We start from the raw sequence: 20,154 nt of genomic DNA, 5'->3' as shown, positions 1-20,154 counted from the left end.
GACCGGCCCCGCTTCATGCCTGCGGCAGTGCGGCGACGAACTTCCCGAGCCGCGCCATGCCCTCCCGCAGCTCGTCGGCCGAGGCCGCGTAGGACAGCCGTACATGTGTGTCGGCGGTGCCCACCCCGAAGTCCCGCCCCGGCGTGAGCGCGACATGCGCCTCCTTCAGGGCCCGTCCGCAGAACTCCCACGAGGTGAGCCCGGTGCCGCTGACGTCGAAGTAGACGTAGAACGCCCCGTCGGGCGGCACGGGCACCGGCAGCCCGATCCGCGCGAGCCCTTCGAGGACGAGCGCCCGCCGCCGCCCGAACTCCGCCCGCCGCTCCTCGCAGACCGCGAGCGACTCGGGGGTGAAGCAGGCCAGCGCCGCGTACTGCGCCGGGGTCGAGGCGCAGATCATGTAGTTCTGGGCGAGCCGCTCCAGCGCGGGCACCAGCGCCTCGGGCACCACGCACCAGCCCAGCCGCCAGCCGGTCATCCCGAAGTACTTCGAGAAACTGTTGATCACCACCGCTTCCTCGTCGTACGACAGCACGCTGCGCGGCGGACGTCCGTGCTCGTCGTGGTCGCCGAGGTCGAGGTAGATCTCGTCGACGATCCGCCACGCGTCCCGCTCCCTGGCGAGCCCGCAGATCGCGGCCAGCTCGTCGGCCGGTACCGAGGTGCCGGTCGGGTTGGAGGGGCTGGCGACCATGATCCCGCGGGTGCGGTCGGTCCAGTGCGAGCGCACGGAGGCCGTGTCCAGCTGGTACCGCGACCCGGCGCTGGTCGGCACGAGGGTGACCCGGGCGCCGAAGCTCTCCGCGATCTGCCGGTTGCAGGGGTAGGAGGGGTCGGCGATGAGCACCTCGTCCCCGGGATCGACGAGCGCGGCGGCGCCCAGGACCAGCGCGGCGGAGGCCCCGGCGGTCACGACGACCCGGCCCGGATCGACGTCGACGCCGTGCTGATCGCCGTAGAACCGCGCGATGGCCTGCCGCAGCTCGGGCAGCCCGAGGGCTCCGGTGTAGGTCATGGGCCTGCTGCCCACGGTGTCCCGCAGGGCGTCGAGGACGGCCGGCGGGGCCCCGAAGTCCGGTTCGCCGAGGCTGAGTTTGACGACATGGTGGCCCTCGGCCTCCAGCGCCGCGGCCTGCTTGCCGAACTCCATGGCGTAGAACGGTGCGACGGCCTCCGCACGCCGCGAGATCCTCATGCTGCCGACCTCCCGGGTCACTTGGTTCGAGGGCTCCAGGTCTCAGAGGGTATGCGGGAGGGCCGCCGGGGCCGCGTGGGGTCTCGCGGGGCGGACCCCGGCCGAGGTCGCGGTCTCGCGGGGCGGGCCCCGGCCCAGGGCCCGTGTGATGTCGTGATCAATCGGCTGCTCGCACGAGGCACCGGTCACGCCGGCCGCATGCGGGCCCGGCAGCAGCGCAGCGGTGGCAGAGGATGTGCGCGGGCTCGGCAGTTCGTCTCGATCCGGCCGCGTGTGCTTCGCCGCGCCGCTCACAGGCGGCAGCTGATCTCCATGCCGTCCTCGACGGGGAACGTCACGCTCTGGTAGCCGTTCGCCGGATCGCGTACGTAGTCGAGGTACGGCCGCAGACTGCTCAGGCCGACGTCGTCGGCCACGACGAGCGTGCCGGGCCGCAGACGCGGCTCGAGAAGCCGCAGGACGGGCAGGCACAGCTCCTTCCAGCCGTCCAGCAGGACGAAGTCCGCGGGGTCGTCGAGGCCGCGGAGGGTGTCGCGGGCGTCTCCCTCCAGCGTGGTGATCAGGTCGTCCAGGCCGGTCTCGGTGAAGGTCCGGCGGGTTGCGGCGATCTTGTCCTTGCTGAGTTCCGTGGTGATGACGCGTCCGGTGCCGTTGTCCCGTACGGCCGCGGCCAGGTACAGCGTGGAGATCCCGAAGGACATGCCGAACTCGACGACCGTGGCCGGGCGGACGGCCCGGACCAGGTTGTACAGCAGTTCCCCGCCTCTGGCGGAGATCGGCATGTAGACCTCCGCCACGGCGTCGGCCCGCTCCTGGGGTGTCAACGGCGCGAACCCGCCGGGCAGTCGCGCGCTGACGCGCGCGGCAGTGGCTTCGTCCTGCTCGGCTCGCTCGAACATCCGGCCGAGGGCTGCCTCGATGCGGGGGTCGGCGAGCGTGTGGGTGTGTGTCATGGGAGCTAGAGTAGACGCAACGTTGCGTAACATCTAGGGGCGATACGCTGACCGGCGGGAGGCGAAATGGCATCTGCGGCAAACGCCGCCGAGGCGAGCGGCACCGGCGGATCGGGGCGGCGTCACCACGGCAACCGGCACGGACGCAGCGAACAGGCCCGGCTGGCGGTGCTGCAGGTGGCTGACGGCCTGCTCGCCGAGAAGGGGTTCGCGGGCGTCACGATGGAGGGGATCGCCGCACGGGCCGGTGTGGCCAAGCAGACCATCTACCGCTGGTGGAAGAGTAAGACCGACGTCCTGATGGACGCCTTCCTCCAGGACGCGACCGAGGACCTCACGGCTCCCGATTCCGGCGACATCGCCCTCGACCTGCGCGACTATCTGCGCCGACTGGCGTGGTTCCTCAGTGAGTCCGACCCCGGCGCCGTCTTCAAGGTGCTGATCGCCCAGGCGCAGCACGATCCGGTGTTCGCCCAGGACTTCCGGTCCCGATACCTCGACGGGCAACGCCGCCGCGACCGCCTGCCGTTGGAACGGGCCGTGGACAGGGGCCAGCTGCCTGCGGACCTCGACATGGCGGCCGAGACGGACCAGCTCGTAGGCCCTCTCTACTACCGCGTGCTGGTGACCGACGAACCGATCAGCCACGCATTCACCGACGGGCTCGTCGACGCGTTCCTCCGACGGCACAAGTTGACGACGCGGACGAAGTCCTGACCGATCAGCGCACCCAGGCCGACCGTCTGTGGACGCTTCCGGGTCCGGCAAGGAGAGTGACCCGGGTCGTAGGCCTGGGTTTCCCTCGCGTGGAGCGTGCGGGCCGTGTCCGGACGTCGAGACGCCGGCTTCGTGTCGGTGGGCGGTCGGGGATCCTCGCGCACGGCCACAGCAGCGATCAGCTGCCTGCGGAGAGGTCCCCGTAAAGGAGCCGTGTCGTGAGTTCCATGCACCGTGTCTGGGCCGCGGAGGAGCCGTAGGGCATTTTGGTGACCGCTTCGAAGACGCTCATCCGGGTGTCCTCCTCGTCGCCCGTCAGGTCGGCGTCGTAGATCTCGAAGAGCTTCTCCTCGGCCTCGTCCAGTCCGGCCGCGTCCATGGCCTGTTCCAGGGCCTTGTGGTGGGCGCAGTGCTGCGCGGCGAGTTCCTCGACCTGCGGGTCGTGGGGGTCGACGGTGTCGTCGAGGGCGGCGTGGGCCGCGTCGAGGCGGTCCGCCTCGGCCCGTAGGTCGGGATGGGTCGCCAGGGTGATGAACACGCTGGCCTGGATTGCGGCGCCCAGCGGTCCGAAGATCCGTTCCGTGACCAGCAGGGTGTCCAGGTCCGAGGGGCGCAGTGCGTCAGAGGGCAGGTGACTGAGCCGGTCCGTGACCAAGGGGGAGAGCAGGCCCAGGGGGCTGCCCACGGCTCGCAGGCGCTGGACTGCCGCGCGCTGACGCTTGATGTCGGCCTCCTGGGCGGCCAGGGTCTCCTCCAGCCGGCCCAGGACGTCCTCGATGTCCCGGGCTTCGTCGAAGGCGGCCCGCATGTCGTCCAGGCTGATGCCGGCCTCGGACATCTTGCGGATCCACAGCAGGCGGATCATGTCGTCGTAGGCGTAGCGGCGGCGTCCGTCCCCGCCTCGCCCGGGCTCCGGCAGCAGACCGATCTGGTGGTAGTGACGAATGGCGCGCGGGGTGGTTCCGGCGAAGGCGGCGGCATCGCCGATCTTGACCTCGCGGGGAGGCGTGGCGGAGGGGTACATCGCAGACGGGGCCTTTCGTGCTGTGGTCCCCTCGACGACACCACATGCCGCTACGGCATGTGCAACTTCCCGCCGCCCGGACCCTGGCGGGCTTTCGGGCGGTCCCCCGGTCATGGGTGGGGAGATCCGACGAGCAGGTCTGAGGGCACCCCGAGCAGGGGCTGGGGATGTTCGGTTTCGGGGAGCCCCATCAGGGCTGTGCGTAGAGCACGTTCGGGTTGCGGTCGTGCGGCCTGTGGCCACTGGAGGCGGTTGACGAGGAGATGTACGCCGCGCTGGTGGACCCGCGTGACCTGAAGGAGCTGCCCTTGCCCGGAACTTCGGTGCTGCTGGAGTGCCTGCCACTGCGCCGTGCCCGACAGGGCGCGGCACGTTCAGGCGGTGGACCGCAGGTGGTCCCGCGTCCACTGTTCAAAACTGGTCAGGTCGATGCCCAGCGCGCGGGCGAACTGCGGGCGGGCCGGCTGGCCGACCACGTTCAAGAACTCGTGGGTGGCGCCCATGTCCGGCATGCCGGCCGCGAGGGCCTGGTCCTCGGTCATGTCCGGCGCCGACAGCGGGACCGCCAGCGCACGGGAGAGGATGCCGGCGATCTGCGTCATGGTCAGGTAGTCGCTCGCGAGTTCCAGTTCCACGCAGTGGTACTTGTCGGACGCGGACAGGGCGGCCGCGGCGGCACGGCCCACGTCTTGCGCCGCTACGAGGGCGAGGTGCGTGCTCGGCTTGATGACGGTGACCAGCCCCCCTTCGACTCCGCGGGGGAAGCAGAACCGCATGGACGGCTCGAAGTTCTCCATGAAGAACGCCGGTTTGATCAACGTCCAGCGGGAGAAGTCCAGTTCGCGCAGCCGGTCCTGGATGGCCGCCTTGGTGCCCAGTGGGGCTTCCATCGTCGCCCAGCGCCCTTCGGCCCAGCCCGGAGCCTGGGTGTGCTGCCCCACCCCGCTGGTCGAGGACTGGACGAACTGCTCCACCCCGGCGGCCCTGGCGGCCGTCATCAGGTTGTCCGCCTGGCTGACCTCGCCATCGAAGTCGACACCCTGCTCGGTGTATGCGGGCATCTGCACGGAGAAGACGGCCCGCACGCCGTCCACAGCCGCTTCAAGCGTCGCCGGGTCGGTCAGATCTCCCACGATCAGGTGGGCGCCGAGTTCCTCGATCGCCTTTGCCCGCGGTGTGTGCGGGTCGCGTACCAGTGCACGCACCGGTGTTCCCCGCGAGAGCAGGGCGCGGGCGGTGGCGCCGCCTTGGCGGCCGGTGGCCCCGGTGACGAGGATCGGTGTCGCGGCCGTAGTCATGGGTGCATCTCCTCAGCGATCAGGCACAACGGAAACGGCGGGGCCCGCCGTTTCTTGTTTCGCTAAAATATGGCGAGGCCCGCCAGTTATCAACGTCGAGGGAGACAATGACCGGCCAGCGCTCCGATGCCCGCCGCAATCGCGCCCACATCCTCACCGTGGCCAAGGCCGAAGTGGCAGCCCAAGGAGCCCAGGCGTCTCTTGAGCAGATCGCCCGCATCGCAGGCGTCGGATCAGCCACCGTGCGGCGCCACTTCCCTACCCGCAAGGCCCTGCTCGAAGCCGTTTTCCAACAGCGCGTCCAGGCCCTGTGCGACCTCGCTCATACGCTCAGCGGCGAGGACGACAGCCGCATCGCCCTGCTGAAATGGCTGCGAGAACTGCTCGCCTACTCGCTCGCCGCACGTGGCCTGGCCGACGCTCTCTCCTACGAGCCCCTCCAGGACGAGGCCGCCCCGGACTCCTGCGCGGCAGCTATCGAGGCAGCCGGTGTCCCCCTGCTGCGCAGGGCCATCGAAGACCAGGCGGTCAGGGCGGACACCACCATCCACGATCTGCTCACGCTGGTCGTCGGAATCGCCCTGGCCACTGAGAACCACACCGACCCGGCCGTTCAGGCGGAGCGCGTCTTCCAGCTGTCCATCGACGGCTTCAGCCCCACCGGAACCTGACCTCCAGGGCTTGTCGAACGAGCGGCTCTGTTCTCCTGAACCCGGTTCCCGGCCGTGCGCTGGAACGTGTCCGCACTGTCAGTTGGTCGCTGGGCCGCTCGCGGTTCGTCGTAGTGGAGGGACTGAGGAGACGCGCGAGGTGATCGGACCGTTGTCGGCTTCGCCTCGATCGGGTCGTCCGGTGCGGAAGCCGTCAGGTGGGCAACGGGATTTGATGGAGGCCGACCTGCCGGAGCGGTACGGCCGTTGAGGCCCCTGCGGTCGTCCCGTCGTCGGCGTCAGTGTCGAGCGAACCGGCGCAGGGCGTCGAGTGCAGGCGGCGCGAGGGTGTCCGGGTGGTCGGCGTCGTGCAGCAGATGGTCCACTCCCGGCAGCGTCACTCGGCCCGGTCCACCGGCATGCGCGTGACGCAGGGCGGTCGTCAGGGCGTTCGTCGTGACGCAGGGGACCTGGGCGTCGTTCGTGCCGCACGTCAGCAGCACCTTGGTTCCCGGCCGGAGTGCGGCGGCGGTGTCCGGCGGGTAGACGGCGTCATCGCTCAGCACGAACCGGGCGTTGGGGCCCTGGAACGCCTCGAAGAGCCGGGCGATCGCGGCGGGCAGGTCGGTGGTGTCGACCGGTCGGTGTTCGCGCAGGGAGGTGACGGCCGCGTCGACGGCCGCGTTGACGGTGCGTTGCTGCTCCGGGGTGAACTGGCCCTGCCGGGTCGCTTCGGCGATCTGGGCCTTGAGTTGGAGCGCGACCAGGTCCAGCATGCGGATCGCCTGGGGTTGCAGGAGCGCCAGGGCAGCCGGGCGCGGGCGGACGGTGCCGCCCAGCAGCAGTGCCGTCATCGCGCCCTCGCTGTGTCCGACGAGCAGCAGTTCGTGCGGGTCTGTCTCCGGCTGGTCGCGCAACGACTCGTAGGCGGCGCGTGCCTGGCGGACGAAAGCCGGGTAGTCGAGTTCTTCCGGGTGGTCCCGGTAGGCGCCGAGTCCGGTGCGGCCGGTGCCGTACTTGTCGAACCGCAGCGTGGCGATTCCGTCCCCGTCGAGCGCGTCGGCCAACTGTGCCAGCGTGCCCGGTGCGGACCCGGGCGGTTGGTTGCCGTCGCGGTCGGTGGGTCCGCTGCCGGGCAGCAGCAGTGCCGCCCGCAGCCGTTGCCCGGCACGATGCTCGGGAACGTGCAGGGTGCCGTACACGACCGTACCGTCGGCCGTGAAGACGACCTCGCGGTCGGCGGCAGGGACGAGACCGGGCGTCGCCTCGGCCGGGGTGACGGTGACGGTGACGGCGGCCAGTGCCATCAAAGCCGCTGCCAAGTGGCGAAACATCGGCCTGTCTCCTATCGGGAAAGGGCGTTCTCGACCAGGGCGACAGTCGCGCGGGGGTCGTCGACTTGGAGGACGAGGCGTGAGTACGTCTCGTCGGCGAGTTCGACCACGACCGCCTTCGACGGATCCCTGACGTCCCAGAAGACCTTTTCGCCGTCCTGGTGGAAGGTGCCGGCGGTGATCACACGGGGTACGTGGGAGCCCGGCGCGCGGATTCCCTTGGGGTCGGAGGCGATACCGGGGTCGGCGGTCGCGCCACGGACGTTGGCCAGCGGGATGGTCAGGCTGCCCTTGAAGGACCAGAGCTTGTCGAGACCCTCGATCACGACGACGAGGTCGTCGCCGTCGATACGTATCAGTGCCATGTCGGTCTCCGTTTCAGGGGAGTGGGTCGAGGTGTCGGGCCAGCGCGGTGGTGGCGTTGTCGGGGTTGCCGCGCAGGAGGATGCCCAGCGCGGCGGCGGTGAGGGCGGCGGCCAGGTCGGCGGGAACGCCGAGGGCGTCGGCGATCGCCTGGTCGAGGGCGGCCAACGCGGCCTTCACCTCGGAGGCGACCTCCGCGTCGGCCGGTGCGCGTTCGATCGCCGCGAGCAGCAGCAGGCGGAGGTCGGCCGACGTGACGAGCCGCAGCGCCGCCGCGGCATCCGACGCGCCGGCGAGGGCGTCGAGCAAAGGGCGGACGTCGTCGGTGAGATGGCGGCGCAGAGCGATCAGGTAGAGGCCGCGCTTGCTGCCGAACGTCTTGTACAGGCTGTTGCGGTGCACGCCGAGGTGGCTGACGAGATCGTCGACGGACACACCGTCATACGCACGTCCACCGAACAGGTCCACAGCGGCACGCACCGCTTCGTCCTCGTCGAATGCTCTTGGCCTGCCCATGACCACCACAGTAGGCAGTTAAGGAACGACCAGTCAAGAACAATCGTTCCTTAATCGCCGATCCCCTTCAAGGCCCGCTCTTCTGGACCGGACCGAGGAGGTACTGGACCGTTTCCCAGACTGGGCGTCCACCTTCGACAAGTTCGGCCCGCTCGGCAGCGAGAAGGAGATCCGCCGGGGCGGATGCCCCTCAAACCCGCCGCTTCACGCAGCGATCCTGCACCAACCCCGCCTCCACGAACGGCACTTCGGGCGTCGGCGCCGACTCCTGCTTCAACGGCCAGGTCAACGCACGCATCCCCGCGACGCATACGGCGTCGAAGTGGACGCCGACGTGACGGAGGGCCGCGCTCGGCGGCCGAAACCCTGTCCACAAAGCCCCTCCGATCACTGTTGACAACCATCCGCGCACCCCTCCATCATCATTCCACTAATCGAGTAGTGAAATGGTGGTGGCGATCATGGAGTTCCGTATCAACAGGCGGAGCGGAGTCCCCGCCTTCCAGCAGATCGTGCAGCAGACCAAGCAGGCCCTGCGGCTCGGCGTACTGGTGCCGGGCGACCGGCTGCCGACCGCCAAGGACGTCGCCGAGGTCAGCGCGGTCAACCCGAACACCACCCTCAAGGCGTACCGCGAGCTGGAGCGTGAGGGCCTGGTCGAACCGCGCCCCGGCCAGGGCACGTTCGTACGCCGCACACTGGCCCGCCCCTCGGCGAGCACCGACTCACCGCTGTACGGGGAGCTGGTGGCGTGGGTGTCCCGGGCGGCCGAGGCGGGTCTGGAGCAGGAGGACGTGGCCGCGTTGGTCGCCTCGGCCATGGCGAAGCAGTACGCCGCCGGTACGGAGACGGCGGCCACGACAACTAGGAGCACTGGTGAGTGACGGCATGTACGCGGGGGAACCGGCGCTTGAGGCGCACGGCCTGGGGATGCGCTACCGGCGGGGGTGGGTGCTGAAGGACTGTTCCTTCCGGCTCCCGGCGGGACGGATCTGCGGGCTGGTCGGCCCCAACGGGGCGGGCAAGACCACGCTGCTGAGCATCATGGCCCACGTCCTGGAGCCGACGGAGGGCAGGCTCAGCGTGTTCGGCGCGGCACCGGGCTCGGTGGACCCGGGGCGCACCTCGTTCCTCGCCCAGGAGAAGCCCCTGTTCCGCCGGTTCACCGTGGCCGAGACCCTGCGGATGGGGCAGGAACTGAACCCCGGCTGGGACCAGCGCGCCGCCGAGGGCATCGTCCGCGCGGGCAATGTGCCCTTCGACGCGAAGGTCGGCAGCCTCTCCGGCGGCCAGCGCACCCGCGTCGCCCTCGCCCTCGCCCTCGGCAAGCACCCCGACCTGCTGCTGCTCGACGAGCCGATGTCGGACCTCGACCCGGTCGCGCGCCAGGAACTGATGGGCACCCTCCTCGCCGAGGCCGCCGAGCACGGCACCACCGTCCTGATGTCCACCCACGTCCTGGCCGAACTGGAGAACGTGTGCGACTACCTCGTCGTCCTCGCCGACGGCGGAGTACGCCTCGCCGGCGACGTGGACGAGCTGCTGTCCGTACACACCATGGTCACCGGCACCAAGGAAGGCGAGGGCCTGCCCGCCTCCCTCGCGCACCACCCCCTCGTCGAGTCCCGGATCAGCGGACGGCAGTTCACCGCCCTGATCCGCCCCGACAGCCCGGCCACCGGCCCCTGGGAGACGGACAGCCCGAGCATGGAAGAACTCCTGCTCGCCTATCTCCGCTCACCCGACGCACCCTCTCTGATCACCCCCACCGCCCAGGTCCACGACCAGGCGTACAACACCCGGACGGTGGCAGCATGAGCTCTCTCGCCAGCACCTCGACGACGACCAGGTCCACGGCCCCGGGCACCACGGGCACCGGCCGACTCCCCCGACTCCCCCAGCCCTTCAAGGGCATGACCTGGCTGGTCTGGCACCAGCACCGGGCCGCGTTCCGGACCGTCCTCGGCGCCTCCGCGCTCGCCGTGGCGTTCATCGTCTTCCAGCGCTCCCAGCTGCATACCGCCGGGTACGACGCCACGTCCACGGGACTCCGGCTGATGCCGGTCCTGCTCGGTGTCTTCCTCGGTGCCCCGCTGTTCGCCGGCGACCTGGAGAACGGCACCGCCAAGCTGGTCGTCACCCAGTCCGTGAGCCGGACCCGCTGGCTGACCACGAAACTGGCCCTGACCGCGCTGGTGGTCGTGGTGAGCACGGTCGCACTGTCGGTCGGGTTCGGGTGGTGGTGGAACCTCTACGACGAGTCCACGGGCTCGGCGTGGACCTCCGGACCCGTCTTCAACAACACGGGACCCGTGCCCGTCGCCCTCGCCCTCCTCTCCGTCTTCGGCGGGGTGGCGATCGGCGTGATGCTGCGCCGCACGCTGGCGGCCATGGCGGTCACCCTCGGTTTCACCGTCGTCGTCCAGATTGTCTGGTCGCACTTCCTGGCCCACTTCCTGCTGTCGCTCGCCGACGTCGCCACGATCACGACGAACAAGGGCGTCTCGTTCCAGCACGTGATGCCGACGCTGCCCCCAGGCGCGCACCAGGTGAACTGGTCGAACCCTCCCTACATCACCGGCGACGGGAAGCTCCTCGGCTGGAGCACCTGCAATGAAGTGCAGACGGAACAGGCGCATGACCTGTGCATGAAGAAGGCCGATGTCGTCGGCTGGTCGGTCGACTACCTGCCGGTCTCCCAGATGAACGGCATCCAGTGGTTCGGCGCGTCGATCCTGCTGGCCCTGACGGCCGCCGTCACGGTGTTCCTCTTCCTCTGGGGCCGTAAGCGCCTCACCTGAGACCCGCCCCGGTCTGTGCGGGAGCCCGGACAACTCGGGCGTATCGAGAGGTCACCGTGTGGTGGGCTCGCACCACCAACACCACACAGGCCCTAGGTCGATGGGCCGAGTCCGGTTCGGGCTCGGGGCCGGTGTTCGGCGCGGGGCGCGTCGCTAGCGTGGGCGGACGGTCACGATCACGCGAGGAGAGCGATGCCGAGCGAGGGCTACACGTACCTGTGCCGGTCCGAGGTGCTGGAGGAGGGCGTGCCACGGCGGTTCGAGGCGGAGGGGGTGCCCGTCACGCTCGTCCTGGCCGAGAAGCAGGTGTTCGCGATCCACGACGTGTGCTCGCACAGCGCCGTCTCGCTCTCCGAGGGCGAGGTGGCGGGCTGCACCGTCGAGTGCTGGCTGCACGGCTCCCGCTTCGACCTGCGCACCGGGGCTCCCCTCGACCCGCCCGCGACCCGGCCCGTCCCCGTGTACCCGGTGCAGATCGAGGACGGTCGCGTGTACGTCCATGGCGTGCCCCGGAGCCGGCGGTGAACCCGGGCCCGGGCGACCCTGCCGGGGAGCGGGCCGACGCCGCCCGCAACCGTGCCCGGCTCCTGGCGGCCGCCGCTGAACTGGTGGCCGACCGGGGAGCCGAGCACGTGACGACACACGAGATCGCGCGGGCGGCCGGGGTCGGAAAGGCCACCCTGTTCCGGTGCTTCGGCGACCGCGACGGACTTCTGCTGGCCCTCCTCCACGACGCCGAGGGCGACTTCCACGACGCGTACACCTGCGGTCCCCCGCCGCTCGGACCGGGCGCACCGGCCCGGGAACGGCTGACCGCGTTCGGCTGTGCCCTGATCGGCCGCATCGCCGACGAGGCGGACCTGGGTGCCGCGCTGGCCCGCGAGGTCCCCTGCAAACGGCGGCACGGCTCGGACGTCGGCCGCGCCTTCCACCGGCATGTCGCCGCTCTGCTGCGGGAGGCGGGGGTCGAGGGCGACACCGACATGCTCGCCCACGCCCTGCTCGTCTTCACCAACTTCGAGACCGTGGACCACCTGCGTGACGAACTCCGGGTCCCGACCGCACGGCTCCAGGCCACGTGGAGGGAGCTGGTGCGGCGGGTGGTGGGGGCGCCGGGGCCCGGTCCGGTCCGGTCGTAGACGAGTTCGGGGCCCCGGCGATCGGACGCCGGAACAGCGCCCATGACCGTCTCCGCTCCCCTCCGTGACCGCCGCGCCTACGGCCCGGCGATGATCCGGTTGCTACGGTCACGTCCGGACACCCGGGGCGAGGAGTGAGGTTCGTATGACGGCCCGTATCGAGCTGGACGCGGTCGACAAGGTACTGATCCGCCGGCTCCAGCAGGACGCCCGCACGTCGTACGCCGACCTGGGCCGCGAGGTGGGGCTGACCGCACCGGCCGTACGGGCACGGGTGCAGCGCCTGACGGAGAGCGGACTGCTGGAGTTCGCCGCGATCACGGACCCGCTGAAACTGGGACTGCCCGTCATGGCCCTGCTCGGCATCAAGGTGGACCATGGCCTCCGGGACATCATCGACACCCTGGAGCGCATCGACAGCGTGATCTACCTCGTGGCCACGGCGGGCGCCCACGACCTCTTCGCGGAGGTCGTCTGCCGGAGCATGGACGAGCTGTCCGAGATCATCAACGACAGGGTCCGCGCCATCCCCGGGGTACGCGCCGTGGAGTCCTTCCCCTACTTCGGCATCCACGTCCACCGGTTCGACTGGGACATCCCCTGACTTTTGGAATCACTACCTGAGCACGCGCTTTGCTTCCATAACGAAAGTCGAGCCTCCTGTCCTGCTTCTGTATGGTTGCTGTGACATGGCCCTGGGAGAGGGAGAACGGCGCTCATGACCGACGTGCCGATACCGGCTGCCGGAGAGCGCCCGGTAGGCCGGGAACCCGAACTCGCCACACTCGCACGAGCCGTCCAAGCCCTGGTGGGCGGCCGGGGCGCGGTGGTCGAGATCAGCGGGGAACCCGGCATCGGGAAGACCCGGCTGGCCACCGCGCTCGCCGAGATCGCCGCCGCGCGGGGGCTGCCCCTCGTGCGGGCACACGCCGTACGCGGGAACACCACCGCGTTGCAGGTGTTCAGGGACGCGTGGCACCGACGCCCCGCCCCGGGCGGAGCGGTCGAGCATCCCGGCGAGTGGGCCGCCGGGTGCGTCCTGATCCTCGACGACCTGCACTGGAGCGACCCCGACACGACGGCTCTTCTCGTACGACTGCTGCGCGCGGTCGTGCCCGAGCCGCTGCTGCTCGTCCTGGTCCACCGGCCCGCGCAGAGCCCGCCCGGACTGCGCGAAGCACTGGAGGACGGGGTACGGGCGGGGACCGTGACCCGGATCGAACCCGGACCCCTCACCCCGGACACGGTCACCGCCCTGCTCACGCAATGGCAGCTGCCCGCTACAGCAGACCCCGCCCTGCTGTGCACGGCCGCCCAGGGCAACCCCCGCTACCTCCGCCTGCTCGCCGCCGCCGGCTGGCAGCCCGAGCACTGGCCCGAACGCCCCGGCCCCGACACCCCCGCCCTCCTGCGCGAAGCCAAACCCCTGATCGCCGAACTCGACGCCCTCACCACACCCGCCACCCGCACCGCCTCCGCCGCAGCCGTCCTCGGCAACCCCTTCCGCCCACAGGACATCGCCCACCTCACCACCCTCGACCTCGACACCACGCTCGACGCCCTCACCGAACTCGAAACAGCCCACCTCGTCCACCCCGCCGACTGGAACGGCGGACTCACCTTCCACCACCCCCTCATCGGCCACATCACCCACGAACGCACCAGCCTCGCCTTCCGACTGCGCGCCCACCGCGACGCCCTCGACCTCACCACCCGCACCCCCCACCAACGCGCCCGCCACGCCACCCACCTCCTCGGCACCGACGCCACCCTCGCCGCCCACACCCTCGCCGAAGCCGCCACGGAAACCACGGCCCACGACCCCACCACCGCCGCCCACTGGCTGCGCACCGCCCTTAAGGCCCTCCCCGCAACCGACCCCACCACCCGCACCCACCTCCAACTCGCCTACTGCCGAGCCCTCATCGCCTCCGGACAGCTACGCGAAGCCCGCACCCGCGCACACCAGCTCCTCGGCACCCCACAACCTCCCCTGCCCCAGAGCCAGTTGCTCCAGGCCCACGCCGTCTGCGCCAACGCCGAACGCCAACTCGGCCGCTACACCGAGGCGGCGGCCATCACGGGGGCCGCCCTGGGTCTGCTGCCCGATCCGTTGTCGCGTGAAGCGGTCGAGCTGATCATCGAGTTCGGGCTGACCCATGTCCTGCGCGGTACCCACGACCAGGCACAGGACCTGCTCCGGAAGACCCTGCGCGCCCCGGCCGACGCGGACGCGATCGACGCCACGGACCGCACGGTGCTGCGGGTGCTCGACCTCCTGTGCGCCACGCACGCGGGAGATCTCCAAGAGGCGGTGGACGAGGCGGTCCGCTGCGCCCAGTTGGTCGACGCCCTGCCGGACCCGCTGGCCGGGCGGACCCCGGAGACCCTCGCCCTGCTCGGCAGCGCGGAGCTCTATCTGGAGCGCTTCACGGACGCGGCCCGCCATCTGAGCCGGGGTATCGAGACCGTCGACGCCGGACCCCAACGGCCCATCCTGCTGCACCGGTTGCTCGGACTCGCGATGGCCGAGCAATGGACCGGCCGTCTGGAGGACTCCCGGAAGCATGCGCGGGAGGCCGAGGCCCTGGCCCGCAGCTTGGGCGCCGAGCCCGCGATCGCCCTCGCGCAGGCGATCAGCGCGACGACTCTGGTGTGGGCGCGGGGAACGTCGTACGCCGAGGAGGCCGTCGCGCTCGTCGAGGAGGTGGCCGGCACCACCGCCACCAGTCACGGTTGGTGGGCTGCCTCGGCGACCGGGCTGCTGGCCCACGCCCGGCTGCTCGCCGGTGACGCCGCCGGGTGCCGACGGACCCTGCTGACCAGCGGGGGCGGCGAACGGCTGCCGCGGGTACGGCCGTTCTCCCGCCCCTTCCTGCTCGCGCTGCTCGCCACGGCCACCCTGGAGTGCGGCGACCGCGAGGAGGCGGGACGGCTGGTCCGGATCGCGGAGACCGAGGCGGGACGGCTCGGACTGCCGGTCCAGGAGGCGTACGTACGGTGCGCCCGCGCCCGACTTCACCAGGCCGACGGCCAACACCCCGACGCCGCCAAGCACTTCGACCTCGCCGCCGAGGCCTTCCGGTCCGCCGACATGCCGGTGGAGTACGCCTGGACCCTCACGAGCGGTGCCCGTTCCTTCCACGAGGCCCATGGACCGGCCACCGCCCTCCGCCGTCTCGACACGGCCGAGGCGGTCGCGCGCGCCGCCACGGCAGGGCTTGTCCTGGAGCAGGCCGCCCGGCTGCGGGCCGAACTGCCCGAGGGCGACGGGACCCCACACCCTCTCGGACTGCTCAGCGACCGCGAACGGGAGATCGCCGAACTGGCGGCGACCGGCCTGCGCACCCGGCAGATCGCCGAGCGCCTCTTCCTCAGCCCCCGCACGGTCGAGACCCACCTCTCCCGCATCTACCGCAAGCTCGACGTGACCTCGCGCCTCACCCTCTCCGAACTCCTGCGCACAGCAGGCTGATCGGCACCGCAGGCTGATCGGCGGGCTGAGCGGTCGGCGCGGAGCAGCACCGGCCAAGGCCGGCCCTTCGCCCGTGACGGCCCTCAGAGGAGCGCGAGCAGCTTCTCCGTGAACTCCTCGGTCGTCGCCGTACCGCCCAGGTCACGGGTGCGGACGTCCGACCCGGCCAGCACGGCGGCGATGGCGGCGTCGACGTCCCGGGCCGCCTCGGGGTGGCCGAGGTGGTCCAGCATCAGCGCCGCCGAGCCGATCGCGCCCAGCGGGTTGGCCAGGCCCTGGCCCGCGATGTCGGGGGCGGAACCGTGCACCGGCTCGAACATCGAGGGGTGGGTCCGCTCGGGGTTGAGGCTCGCGGAGGGGGCGATGCCGATGGAGCCGGCCACGGCGGCCGCGAGGTCGCTGAGGATGTCGCCGAAGAGGTTGGAGGCGACGACCACGTCGAAGCGCGCGGGGTCGAGGACGAACTTGGCGGCCAGCGCGTCGATGTGCTCCTGGTCCCAGTCGACCTCGGGCTGCCGGAGGGCCCGTTCGGCGACCAGCTCGTCCCAGAACGGCATGGTGTGGATGATGCCGTTGGACTTGGTGGCGGAGGTCAGCCTGCCCCGGCGGCGGGCGGCGAGCGAGAAGGCGTAGTCGACGATCCTGGTGACCCCGGCCCGGGTGAACACGGCTTCCTGGACGGCGAGTTCCTCGGGTGTCCCCCGGTTCAGCCGGCCGCCGATCTCGCTGTACTCGCCCTCGACGTTCTCCCGGACGACGACCAGATCGACCTCGCCCGCGACGGCCGCGCGCAGGGGGCTGGGGACGCCCTCGAAGACGCGGATCGGCCGCAGGTTGACGTACTGGCGGAAGGTCCGGCGGATGGGGATCAGCAGCCCCCACAGGGAGACGTGGTCGGGGACACCGGGGTAGCCGACGGCGCCCAGCAGGATCGCGTCCGCCTCGCGCAGACGGTCCAGTCCGTCCTCGGGCATCATCGCGCCCTCGCGCAGATAGCGTTCGCAGGACCAGTCGTACGAGGTGTAGGAGAAGTCGATCCCGTGGCGGCGGCCGACCGCGTCCAGGACCCGCCGGGCGGGCGGGAGGACCTCGGCGCCGATGCCGTCACCGGGGATGAGGGCGATGCGGTGGTTCCGGTTCGTCATGGGGCCGATTGCAGCAGCGGGGCGGGGTTCGCGTCCAAGACATGATCCCGATCTCGTTGATAAGCCGCCCCTATAAGGCCCTCGGGCCACATGAGGCGCTACACGCACGCCCCTTCCAGCGCGCTGTCCAGGAACGCCCGGGCCGCGGGCGACAGTTGGCCCTTGCGGCTGATCAGCCCGATGCGCAGCACGGGGTTCGGGTCCAGGTCGAGGACCCGCGCCCCGGTCCGTTCCGCCGTCTCGCGCCAGGAGTCGGTGACCACCGCGAGGCCGACGGCCGCCAGGACGAGCGGCAGCACCGACACCCGGTGCTCGGTCTCGGCGGCGACGGTGAACTCCACGCCCTGTTCTCGGAGTTCGTCGACGTAGGCCCGGGCAGCGGTGCCCCGCTGCACGATGATCAGCCGGTGCCCGGCCAGCTCCGCGCCGGTCACCGCCCGGCCCGCCGGGAACGGCCCGTCGGGCGGGGTCAGCAGCGCGAGCCCCTGCACGCCGACGGGGTAGGACACGACCTCCTTCTCCGGCAGCGGACCGGGCGTGGTCAGCAGCCCCAGCTCACCGGCGCCCGTGCGCACCATGTCGACGACGTCCCGCGGGGTGAAGGCGGCGCGGACGCACACCCGCACCCCGGGATGGCGGCCGGTGAAGTCGCGGACCATGGAGGTCAGCGGTTCGACGGCCGGGGACGGCATCGCCGCGATGTCGAGCCGGCCGCTGCGCAGGTCCCGTACGGCGTCGACGCTCGCCCGCGCGGTCTCCACGCCGCGTACGGCCGCGCGGGCGGGTTCGATCAGCGCCGTCCCCGCCTCGGTGAGGACGACTCGCTTGCCGATCCGGTGGAACAGCTCGGTACCCAGGTCCCGTTCCAGTGACCGGACCGTCTGCGACAGCGCCGGCTGTGAGACGTACAGGGCCGTGGCCGCCCGGTTGAAGCCGCCGTGGTCCACGATCGCGAGGAAGTACCTCAGCTGCCGGATGTCCATGCCTGGATTCTCACCGAGCGCGAGGGAGAGTGCCGCGAGGCGGTGGCGCGGCCCGGGCGAGCGACCGGGAGGCAGAGCAGGGACCCGGGGACACGTCACCCGACCACCGCGTCCTCCGCCTCCCACCGCAGCAGATCCCCGGGCTGGCACTCCAGCACCTCGCACAGCGCGGCGAGGGTCGCGAAACGTACCGCCTTGGCGCGGCCGTTCTTGAGCACCGCCAGGTTGGCCGGGGTGATGCCCACGCGGTCCGCGAGTTCGCCCACGGACATCTTCCGCTTGGCCAGCATCACGTCGATGTCGACGGCGATCGGCATCAGATCACCTCGTCCAACTCGGCCTGCATCTGCGTCGCTTCGACATCACGGGCGACGGCCTGGGCGAGGAGCATCCGCAGCACGAGCACGATGAGCGCGACCCCCAGGATCGCCACGCCGATGCCGGCCATGATGACGGTGACCCCCGGATCGTCGCGCTGCCCCGGCGCGTTGACGGCGGTGACCACGAACCACAGCACCGCGACCGCGACGATCGCCCCGATCACGCCGTCCACGTACCGGAAGGCGGCCGGGGAGAACACGGTCCCGCGTCGGACCATCGCCACCAGCCGCCACACGCAGACCGCGGCGACCTGGACCGCCCCCATCCCGAGGACGGTGACGACCCGCAGCGCGGTCAGCGGCATCGACCCGTCCTCCGGATCGTTCCCGCTGATCAGCACCCACACCATCAGCACCTGCACGCACACGGTGCCGACGAGCACCATCGCGAGCACGGCACGCAAGGCACCCACAGTCAGCTTGCCCACGCTTCATCCTTCCATCGAGTTGCGATGGAAATCTATCGAAACTCGATAGCCAAAGCAAGACCGTCGTTCATCGGTCACACAGCGACCTCCGTCAGCTGAAATGAATGGATGATGTAGTCTCTTGAATCTCAGCTCACATCATCACAGTCGGGGGCAGACTCTTGAAGGCAGGACGATCCCGCGCGGCGCGCTGCGCGAGCGGAGCGTGCGCGCTCCTCTCCGTCGTCGTCATGAGCGGCTGCGGGAACAGCGACACGGCCGGGGACGACCACGTCGAGCGACCGCACACCCCGTTGATCACCGCGCTGAGCCAGGTGAAGGACACCCATCTGACGCAGGACTGGATCGAGTTCGGCGACGTGGCCGGGGTCCGCGCCCGGAGCGGCGCCGGGTCCGCCTCGCCACGGGACCCGCTGCTCGGATACGGCGAACAGAAGCTGGCCGACGCCGCGGCCCTGCTCCCCGGGCTGACCGGCATCGATCCGTTCGCGGCCCGGACCGCCCTCACGCTCGGCTACCCACCCGACCAGGTCGGCGTGCTGTACGGCTCCTTCAACACGACGGAGATCGGCGCGAAGCTGCGGAAGCTCGGGTACAAGGAGCACGCCCTCGCCGGTGGCGAGACCAGCTGGATCATCCGCGACCACCACCAGATCGACCAGAAGGACCCGCTCGCGCAGCTCGGCATCCTCACCGCCCTGAACGTCGTACGGGTCTCGTCGAAGCGGATCGTCCACGCGGGGGCGACCGCCGACATCGACAAGACGCTCTCGGGCGCCAGGTCCCTGTCCGACAACGAGGAGGTCGGCGGGATCGCGGACTGCCTCGGCCAGGTCGAGGCCGCGCAGATCGGCTTCGACGTGAACATCTCCGACACCCCGCTGGGCGTCGGTGTCCTGCGGCCGTCCGGGTCCGACGCCGACGCCACCGAGGTCGCCTGCGTCACGACGGAGAGCGAGGGCGCGGCACAGGCGCTCGCGTCGGGCTGGCCGGGGCGGGTGAAGTCGACGATGTCCGCCAGGGCCGGCGAGCCCTGGTCCAAGCTCCTCACCCGGCCGCGGGCCGAAGTCGTCGGCGGCGCCTCCCACGTCGTACGGCTGACCGCGCGGCCCACCGGTTCGCCGCGCGTGCTGTTCGACGAGTGGGCGGTCGGGGACCTCGGCCCGGTGCTGACCGGCGCGAAACCGGACCCCAGGCTCTCGGCCAAGCCCAGGTAGCACTCCGTCCCCGCACTCGGACGTCCCGCACCCAGAGATCCCCGCACTCAGAAGTCCCGGACTCAGAGAAAGAGAAGAACCGTTGCGCATCCGTACGAGGACGATGTCCACCGCGGCCCTGCTCGCCGTGGCCGCCCTGTCCGCCCTCACCGCGTGCTCGTCCGGCGACGGTCCCGCCTTCACCGGCGGCGACAAGAGCACCCCGACCGCGTTTCCCCCGACGGCCACCGTCGCCAAGGCCAAGCAGGTCTCGCCCGACGTGACGCTCGACTCCTGCGCGATCGACACCGCCACGAAGATCCCCGAGGCCGAACTCACGGTGACCAACCACGGCAGCGACACGGCCACTTACACCATCAAGGTCGAGTTCGTCGACGGCGGCGGGACGAGGGTGGCGGAGGGCGCCGCCATCGCGAACAGCGTGTCGGCGAACCAGCGGGCGAAGGAGACGGCCGGCGGGTCGGCCCAGGTCTCCTCGAACGTCACGTGCAGGATCTCCGGGGTCAAGCGCCTCGCCGGCATGTGACCGGCACGGT

Annotated in this window: 22 protein-coding genes; 11 read left to right on the top strand and 11 right to left on the bottom strand. The window is 70.9% G+C overall.

The features are described from left to right. Positions 1 to 13 precede the first annotated feature (13 nt). Positions 14 to 1,195, bottom strand: coding sequence for a pyridoxal phosphate-dependent aminotransferase (locus G3I78_RS00940; protein WP_164420773.1), 1,182 nt, complete (start codon positions 1,193 to 1,195; stop codon positions 14 to 16). Positions 1,196 to 1,485: 290 nt separating this feature from the next. Next, a complete protein-coding gene (locus tag G3I78_RS00935; protein ID WP_164420772.1) occupies positions 1,486 to 2,148 on the bottom strand; it encodes a class I SAM-dependent methyltransferase in 663 nt (220 codons plus the stop codon). Positions 2,149 to 2,214: 66 nt separating this feature from the next. Here G3I78_RS00935 and G3I78_RS00930 point away from each other — a divergent pair, with 66 nt between their 5' ends. Further along, a complete protein-coding gene (locus G3I78_RS00930; protein WP_164420771.1) occupies positions 2,215 to 2,865 on the top strand; it encodes a TetR/AcrR family transcriptional regulator in 651 nt (216 codons plus the stop codon). Positions 2,866 to 3,043: 178 nt separating this feature from the next. On the opposite strand, the gene G3I78_RS00925 is transcribed toward G3I78_RS00930, so the two are convergent. Then, the gene (locus G3I78_RS00925) at positions 3,044 to 3,889 is read right to left on the bottom strand and encodes a MerR family transcriptional regulator (protein ID WP_164420770.1); all 846 of its coding nucleotides are present in this window, start codon (positions 3,887 to 3,889) and stop codon (positions 3,044 to 3,046) included. A 374-nt stretch (positions 3,890 to 4,263) separates the two neighbouring features. Further along, entirely contained in the window at positions 4,264 to 5,187 is a 924-nt protein-coding gene (locus G3I78_RS00920) for an NmrA family NAD(P)-binding protein (RefSeq protein WP_164420769.1), read from the bottom strand. 107 nt (positions 5,188 to 5,294) lie between these two features. Between G3I78_RS00920 and G3I78_RS00915 the strand changes: the two genes are divergently transcribed. Beyond that, on the top strand, positions 5,295 to 5,858 hold the full coding sequence (locus G3I78_RS00915) for a TetR/AcrR family transcriptional regulator (RefSeq protein WP_164420768.1): 564 nt from the start codon (positions 5,295 to 5,297) through the stop codon (positions 5,856 to 5,858). A gap of 278 nt (positions 5,859 to 6,136) precedes the next feature. On the opposite strand, the gene G3I78_RS00910 is transcribed toward G3I78_RS00915, so the two are convergent. From G3I78_RS00910 to G3I78_RS00900, 3 genes are read right to left on the bottom strand one after another with little or no spacing between them, the layout of a single operon-like run. Next, positions 6,137 to 7,171, bottom strand: coding sequence for an alpha/beta fold hydrolase (locus G3I78_RS00910; protein ID WP_164420767.1), 1,035 nt, complete (start codon positions 7,169 to 7,171; stop codon positions 6,137 to 6,139). Positions 7,172 to 7,182: 11 nt separating this feature from the next. Further along, on the bottom strand, positions 7,183 to 7,536 hold the full coding sequence (locus G3I78_RS00905) for a hypothetical protein (RefSeq protein WP_164420766.1): 354 nt from the start codon (positions 7,534 to 7,536) through the stop codon (positions 7,183 to 7,185). Between the two features lie 13 nt (positions 7,537 to 7,549). Next, positions 7,550 to 8,050, bottom strand: a complete 501-nt coding sequence (locus tag G3I78_RS00900; RefSeq protein ID WP_164420765.1) for a TetR/AcrR family transcriptional regulator — start codon at positions 8,048 to 8,050, stop codon at positions 7,550 to 7,552. A gap of 461 nt (positions 8,051 to 8,511) precedes the next feature. Here G3I78_RS00900 and G3I78_RS00895 point away from each other — a divergent pair, with 461 nt between their 5' ends. The 7 genes from G3I78_RS00895 (at position 8,512) to G3I78_RS52745 (ending at position 15,465) form a co-directional block, all read left to right on the top strand. Continuing rightward, positions 8,512 to 8,934 (top strand): GntR family transcriptional regulator, encoded by a 423-nt coding sequence (locus tag G3I78_RS00895; RefSeq protein WP_239157570.1) that lies wholly within the window; start codon positions 8,512 to 8,514, stop codon positions 8,932 to 8,934. Between the two features lie 4 nt (positions 8,935 to 8,938). Next, positions 8,939 to 9,868, top strand: a complete 930-nt coding sequence (locus tag G3I78_RS00890) for an ABC transporter ATP-binding protein (RefSeq protein WP_164421319.1) — start codon at positions 8,939 to 8,941, stop codon at positions 9,866 to 9,868. Further along, positions 9,865 to 10,851, top strand: coding sequence for an ABC transporter permease subunit (locus tag G3I78_RS00885; protein WP_164420763.1), 987 nt, complete (start codon positions 9,865 to 9,867; stop codon positions 10,849 to 10,851). The genes G3I78_RS00890 and G3I78_RS00885 overlap by 4 nt, the downstream gene beginning before the upstream one ends. A 192-nt stretch (positions 10,852 to 11,043) precedes the next feature. Beyond that, positions 11,044 to 11,376, top strand: coding sequence for a non-heme iron oxygenase ferredoxin subunit (locus G3I78_RS00880; RefSeq protein ID WP_164420762.1), 333 nt, complete (start codon positions 11,044 to 11,046; stop codon positions 11,374 to 11,376). Then, positions 11,373 to 11,990, top strand: a complete 618-nt coding sequence (locus G3I78_RS00875) for a TetR/AcrR family transcriptional regulator (protein WP_164420761.1) — start codon at positions 11,373 to 11,375, stop codon at positions 11,988 to 11,990. Before G3I78_RS00880 ends, G3I78_RS00875 begins: the two co-directional genes overlap by 4 nt. Before the next feature lie 145 nt (positions 11,991 to 12,135). Continuing rightward, complete coding sequence (locus G3I78_RS00870; RefSeq protein ID WP_203614048.1) at positions 12,136 to 12,594, top strand: Lrp/AsnC family transcriptional regulator; 459 nt, start codon at positions 12,136 to 12,138, stop codon at positions 12,592 to 12,594. A gap of 114 nt (positions 12,595 to 12,708) precedes the next feature. Next, positions 12,709 to 15,465: a LuxR family transcriptional regulator gene (locus G3I78_RS52745; protein ID WP_164420760.1), complete on the top strand. Its 2,757-nt coding sequence runs from the start codon at positions 12,709 to 12,711 to the stop codon at positions 15,463 to 15,465. Positions 15,466 to 15,548: 83 nt separating this feature from the next. Here the strand turns inward: G3I78_RS52745 and G3I78_RS00860 are convergent, their stop codons facing one another. The 4 genes from G3I78_RS00860 to G3I78_RS00845 form a co-directional block, all read right to left on the bottom strand. Next, complete coding sequence (locus G3I78_RS00860) at positions 15,549 to 16,610, bottom strand: tartrate dehydrogenase (protein WP_164420759.1); 1,062 nt, start codon at positions 16,608 to 16,610, stop codon at positions 15,549 to 15,551. A 98-nt stretch (positions 16,611 to 16,708) separates the two neighbouring features. Beyond that, on the bottom strand, positions 16,709 to 17,593 hold the full coding sequence (locus G3I78_RS00855) for a LysR substrate-binding domain-containing protein (protein WP_164420758.1): 885 nt from the start codon (positions 17,591 to 17,593) through the stop codon (positions 16,709 to 16,711). A gap of 95 nt (positions 17,594 to 17,688) precedes the next feature. Continuing rightward, positions 17,689 to 17,910, bottom strand: coding sequence for a helix-turn-helix transcriptional regulator (locus G3I78_RS00850; protein ID WP_164420757.1), 222 nt, complete (start codon positions 17,908 to 17,910; stop codon positions 17,689 to 17,691). After that, positions 17,910 to 18,401 (bottom strand): DUF2975 domain-containing protein, encoded by a 492-nt coding sequence (locus G3I78_RS00845; RefSeq protein WP_164420756.1) that lies wholly within the window; start codon positions 18,399 to 18,401, stop codon positions 17,910 to 17,912. The genes G3I78_RS00850 and G3I78_RS00845 overlap by 1 nt, the downstream gene beginning before the upstream one ends. 161 nt (positions 18,402 to 18,562) lie before the next feature. Here G3I78_RS00845 and G3I78_RS00840 point away from each other — a divergent pair, with 161 nt between their 5' ends. After that, positions 18,563 to 19,618: a hypothetical protein gene (locus G3I78_RS00840; protein ID WP_164420755.1), complete on the top strand. Its 1,056-nt coding sequence runs from the start codon at positions 18,563 to 18,565 to the stop codon at positions 19,616 to 19,618. Positions 19,619 to 19,700: 82 nt separating this feature from the next. Next, positions 19,701 to 20,144, top strand: a complete 444-nt coding sequence (locus G3I78_RS00835; RefSeq protein ID WP_164420754.1) for a hypothetical protein — start codon at positions 19,701 to 19,703, stop codon at positions 20,142 to 20,144. Positions 20,145 to 20,154: the final 10 nt, after the last annotated feature.

It is taken from the genome of Streptomyces sp. SID13726 (genome assembly GCF_010548375.1).
In the GTDB taxonomy this organism is placed as follows: domain Bacteria; phylum Actinomycetota; class Actinomycetes; order Streptomycetales; family Streptomycetaceae; genus Streptomyces.
This window is presented reverse-complemented; position numbering and strand designations above follow the sequence as displayed.

Bases quoted from the DNA above. Each gene is read 5' to 3' on its own strand.
- G3I78_RS00940 (WP_164420773.1), bottom strand. From the start codon at position 1,195: ATGAGGATCTCGCGGCGTGCGGAGGCCGTCGCACCGTTCTACGCCATG.
- G3I78_RS00935 (WP_164420772.1), bottom strand. From the start codon at position 2,148: ATGACACACACCCACACGCTCGCCGACCCCCGCATCGAGGCAGCCCTC.
- G3I78_RS00930 (WP_164420771.1), top strand. From the start codon at position 2,215: ATGGCATCTGCGGCAAACGCCGCCGAGGCGAGCGGCACCGGCGGATCG.
- G3I78_RS00925 (WP_164420770.1), bottom strand. From the start codon at position 3,889: ATGTACCCCTCCGCCACGCCTCCCCGCGAGGTCAAGATCGGCGATGCC.
- G3I78_RS00920 (WP_164420769.1), bottom strand. From the start codon at position 5,187: ATGACTACGGCCGCGACACCGATCCTCGTCACCGGGGCCACCGGCCGC.
- G3I78_RS00915 (WP_164420768.1), top strand. From the start codon at position 5,295: ATGACCGGCCAGCGCTCCGATGCCCGCCGCAATCGCGCCCACATCCTC.
- G3I78_RS00910 (WP_164420767.1), bottom strand. From the start codon at position 7,171: ATGTTTCGCCACTTGGCAGCGGCTTTGATGGCACTGGCCGCCGTCACC.
- G3I78_RS00905 (WP_164420766.1), bottom strand. From the start codon at position 7,536: ATGGCACTGATACGTATCGACGGCGACGACCTCGTCGTCGTGATCGAG.
- G3I78_RS00900 (WP_164420765.1), bottom strand. From the start codon at position 8,050: ATGGGCAGGCCAAGAGCATTCGACGAGGACGAAGCGGTGCGTGCCGCT.
- G3I78_RS00895 (WP_239157570.1), top strand. From the start codon at position 8,512: ATGGAGTTCCGTATCAACAGGCGGAGCGGAGTCCCCGCCTTCCAGCAG.
- G3I78_RS00890 (WP_164421319.1), top strand. From the start codon at position 8,939: ATGTACGCGGGGGAACCGGCGCTTGAGGCGCACGGCCTGGGGATGCGC.
- G3I78_RS00885 (WP_164420763.1), top strand. From the start codon at position 9,865: ATGAGCTCTCTCGCCAGCACCTCGACGACGACCAGGTCCACGGCCCCG.
- G3I78_RS00880 (WP_164420762.1), top strand. From the start codon at position 11,044: ATGCCGAGCGAGGGCTACACGTACCTGTGCCGGTCCGAGGTGCTGGAG.
- G3I78_RS00870 (WP_203614048.1), top strand. From the start codon at position 12,136: ATGACGGCCCGTATCGAGCTGGACGCGGTCGACAAGGTACTGATCCGC.
- G3I78_RS52745 (WP_164420760.1), top strand. From the start codon at position 12,709: ATGACCGACGTGCCGATACCGGCTGCCGGAGAGCGCCCGGTAGGCCGG.
- G3I78_RS00860 (WP_164420759.1), bottom strand. From the start codon at position 16,610: ATGACGAACCGGAACCACCGCATCGCCCTCATCCCCGGTGACGGCATC.
- G3I78_RS00855 (WP_164420758.1), bottom strand. From the start codon at position 17,593: ATGGACATCCGGCAGCTGAGGTACTTCCTCGCGATCGTGGACCACGGC.
- G3I78_RS00850 (WP_164420757.1), bottom strand. From the start codon at position 17,910: ATGCCGATCGCCGTCGACATCGACGTGATGCTGGCCAAGCGGAAGATG.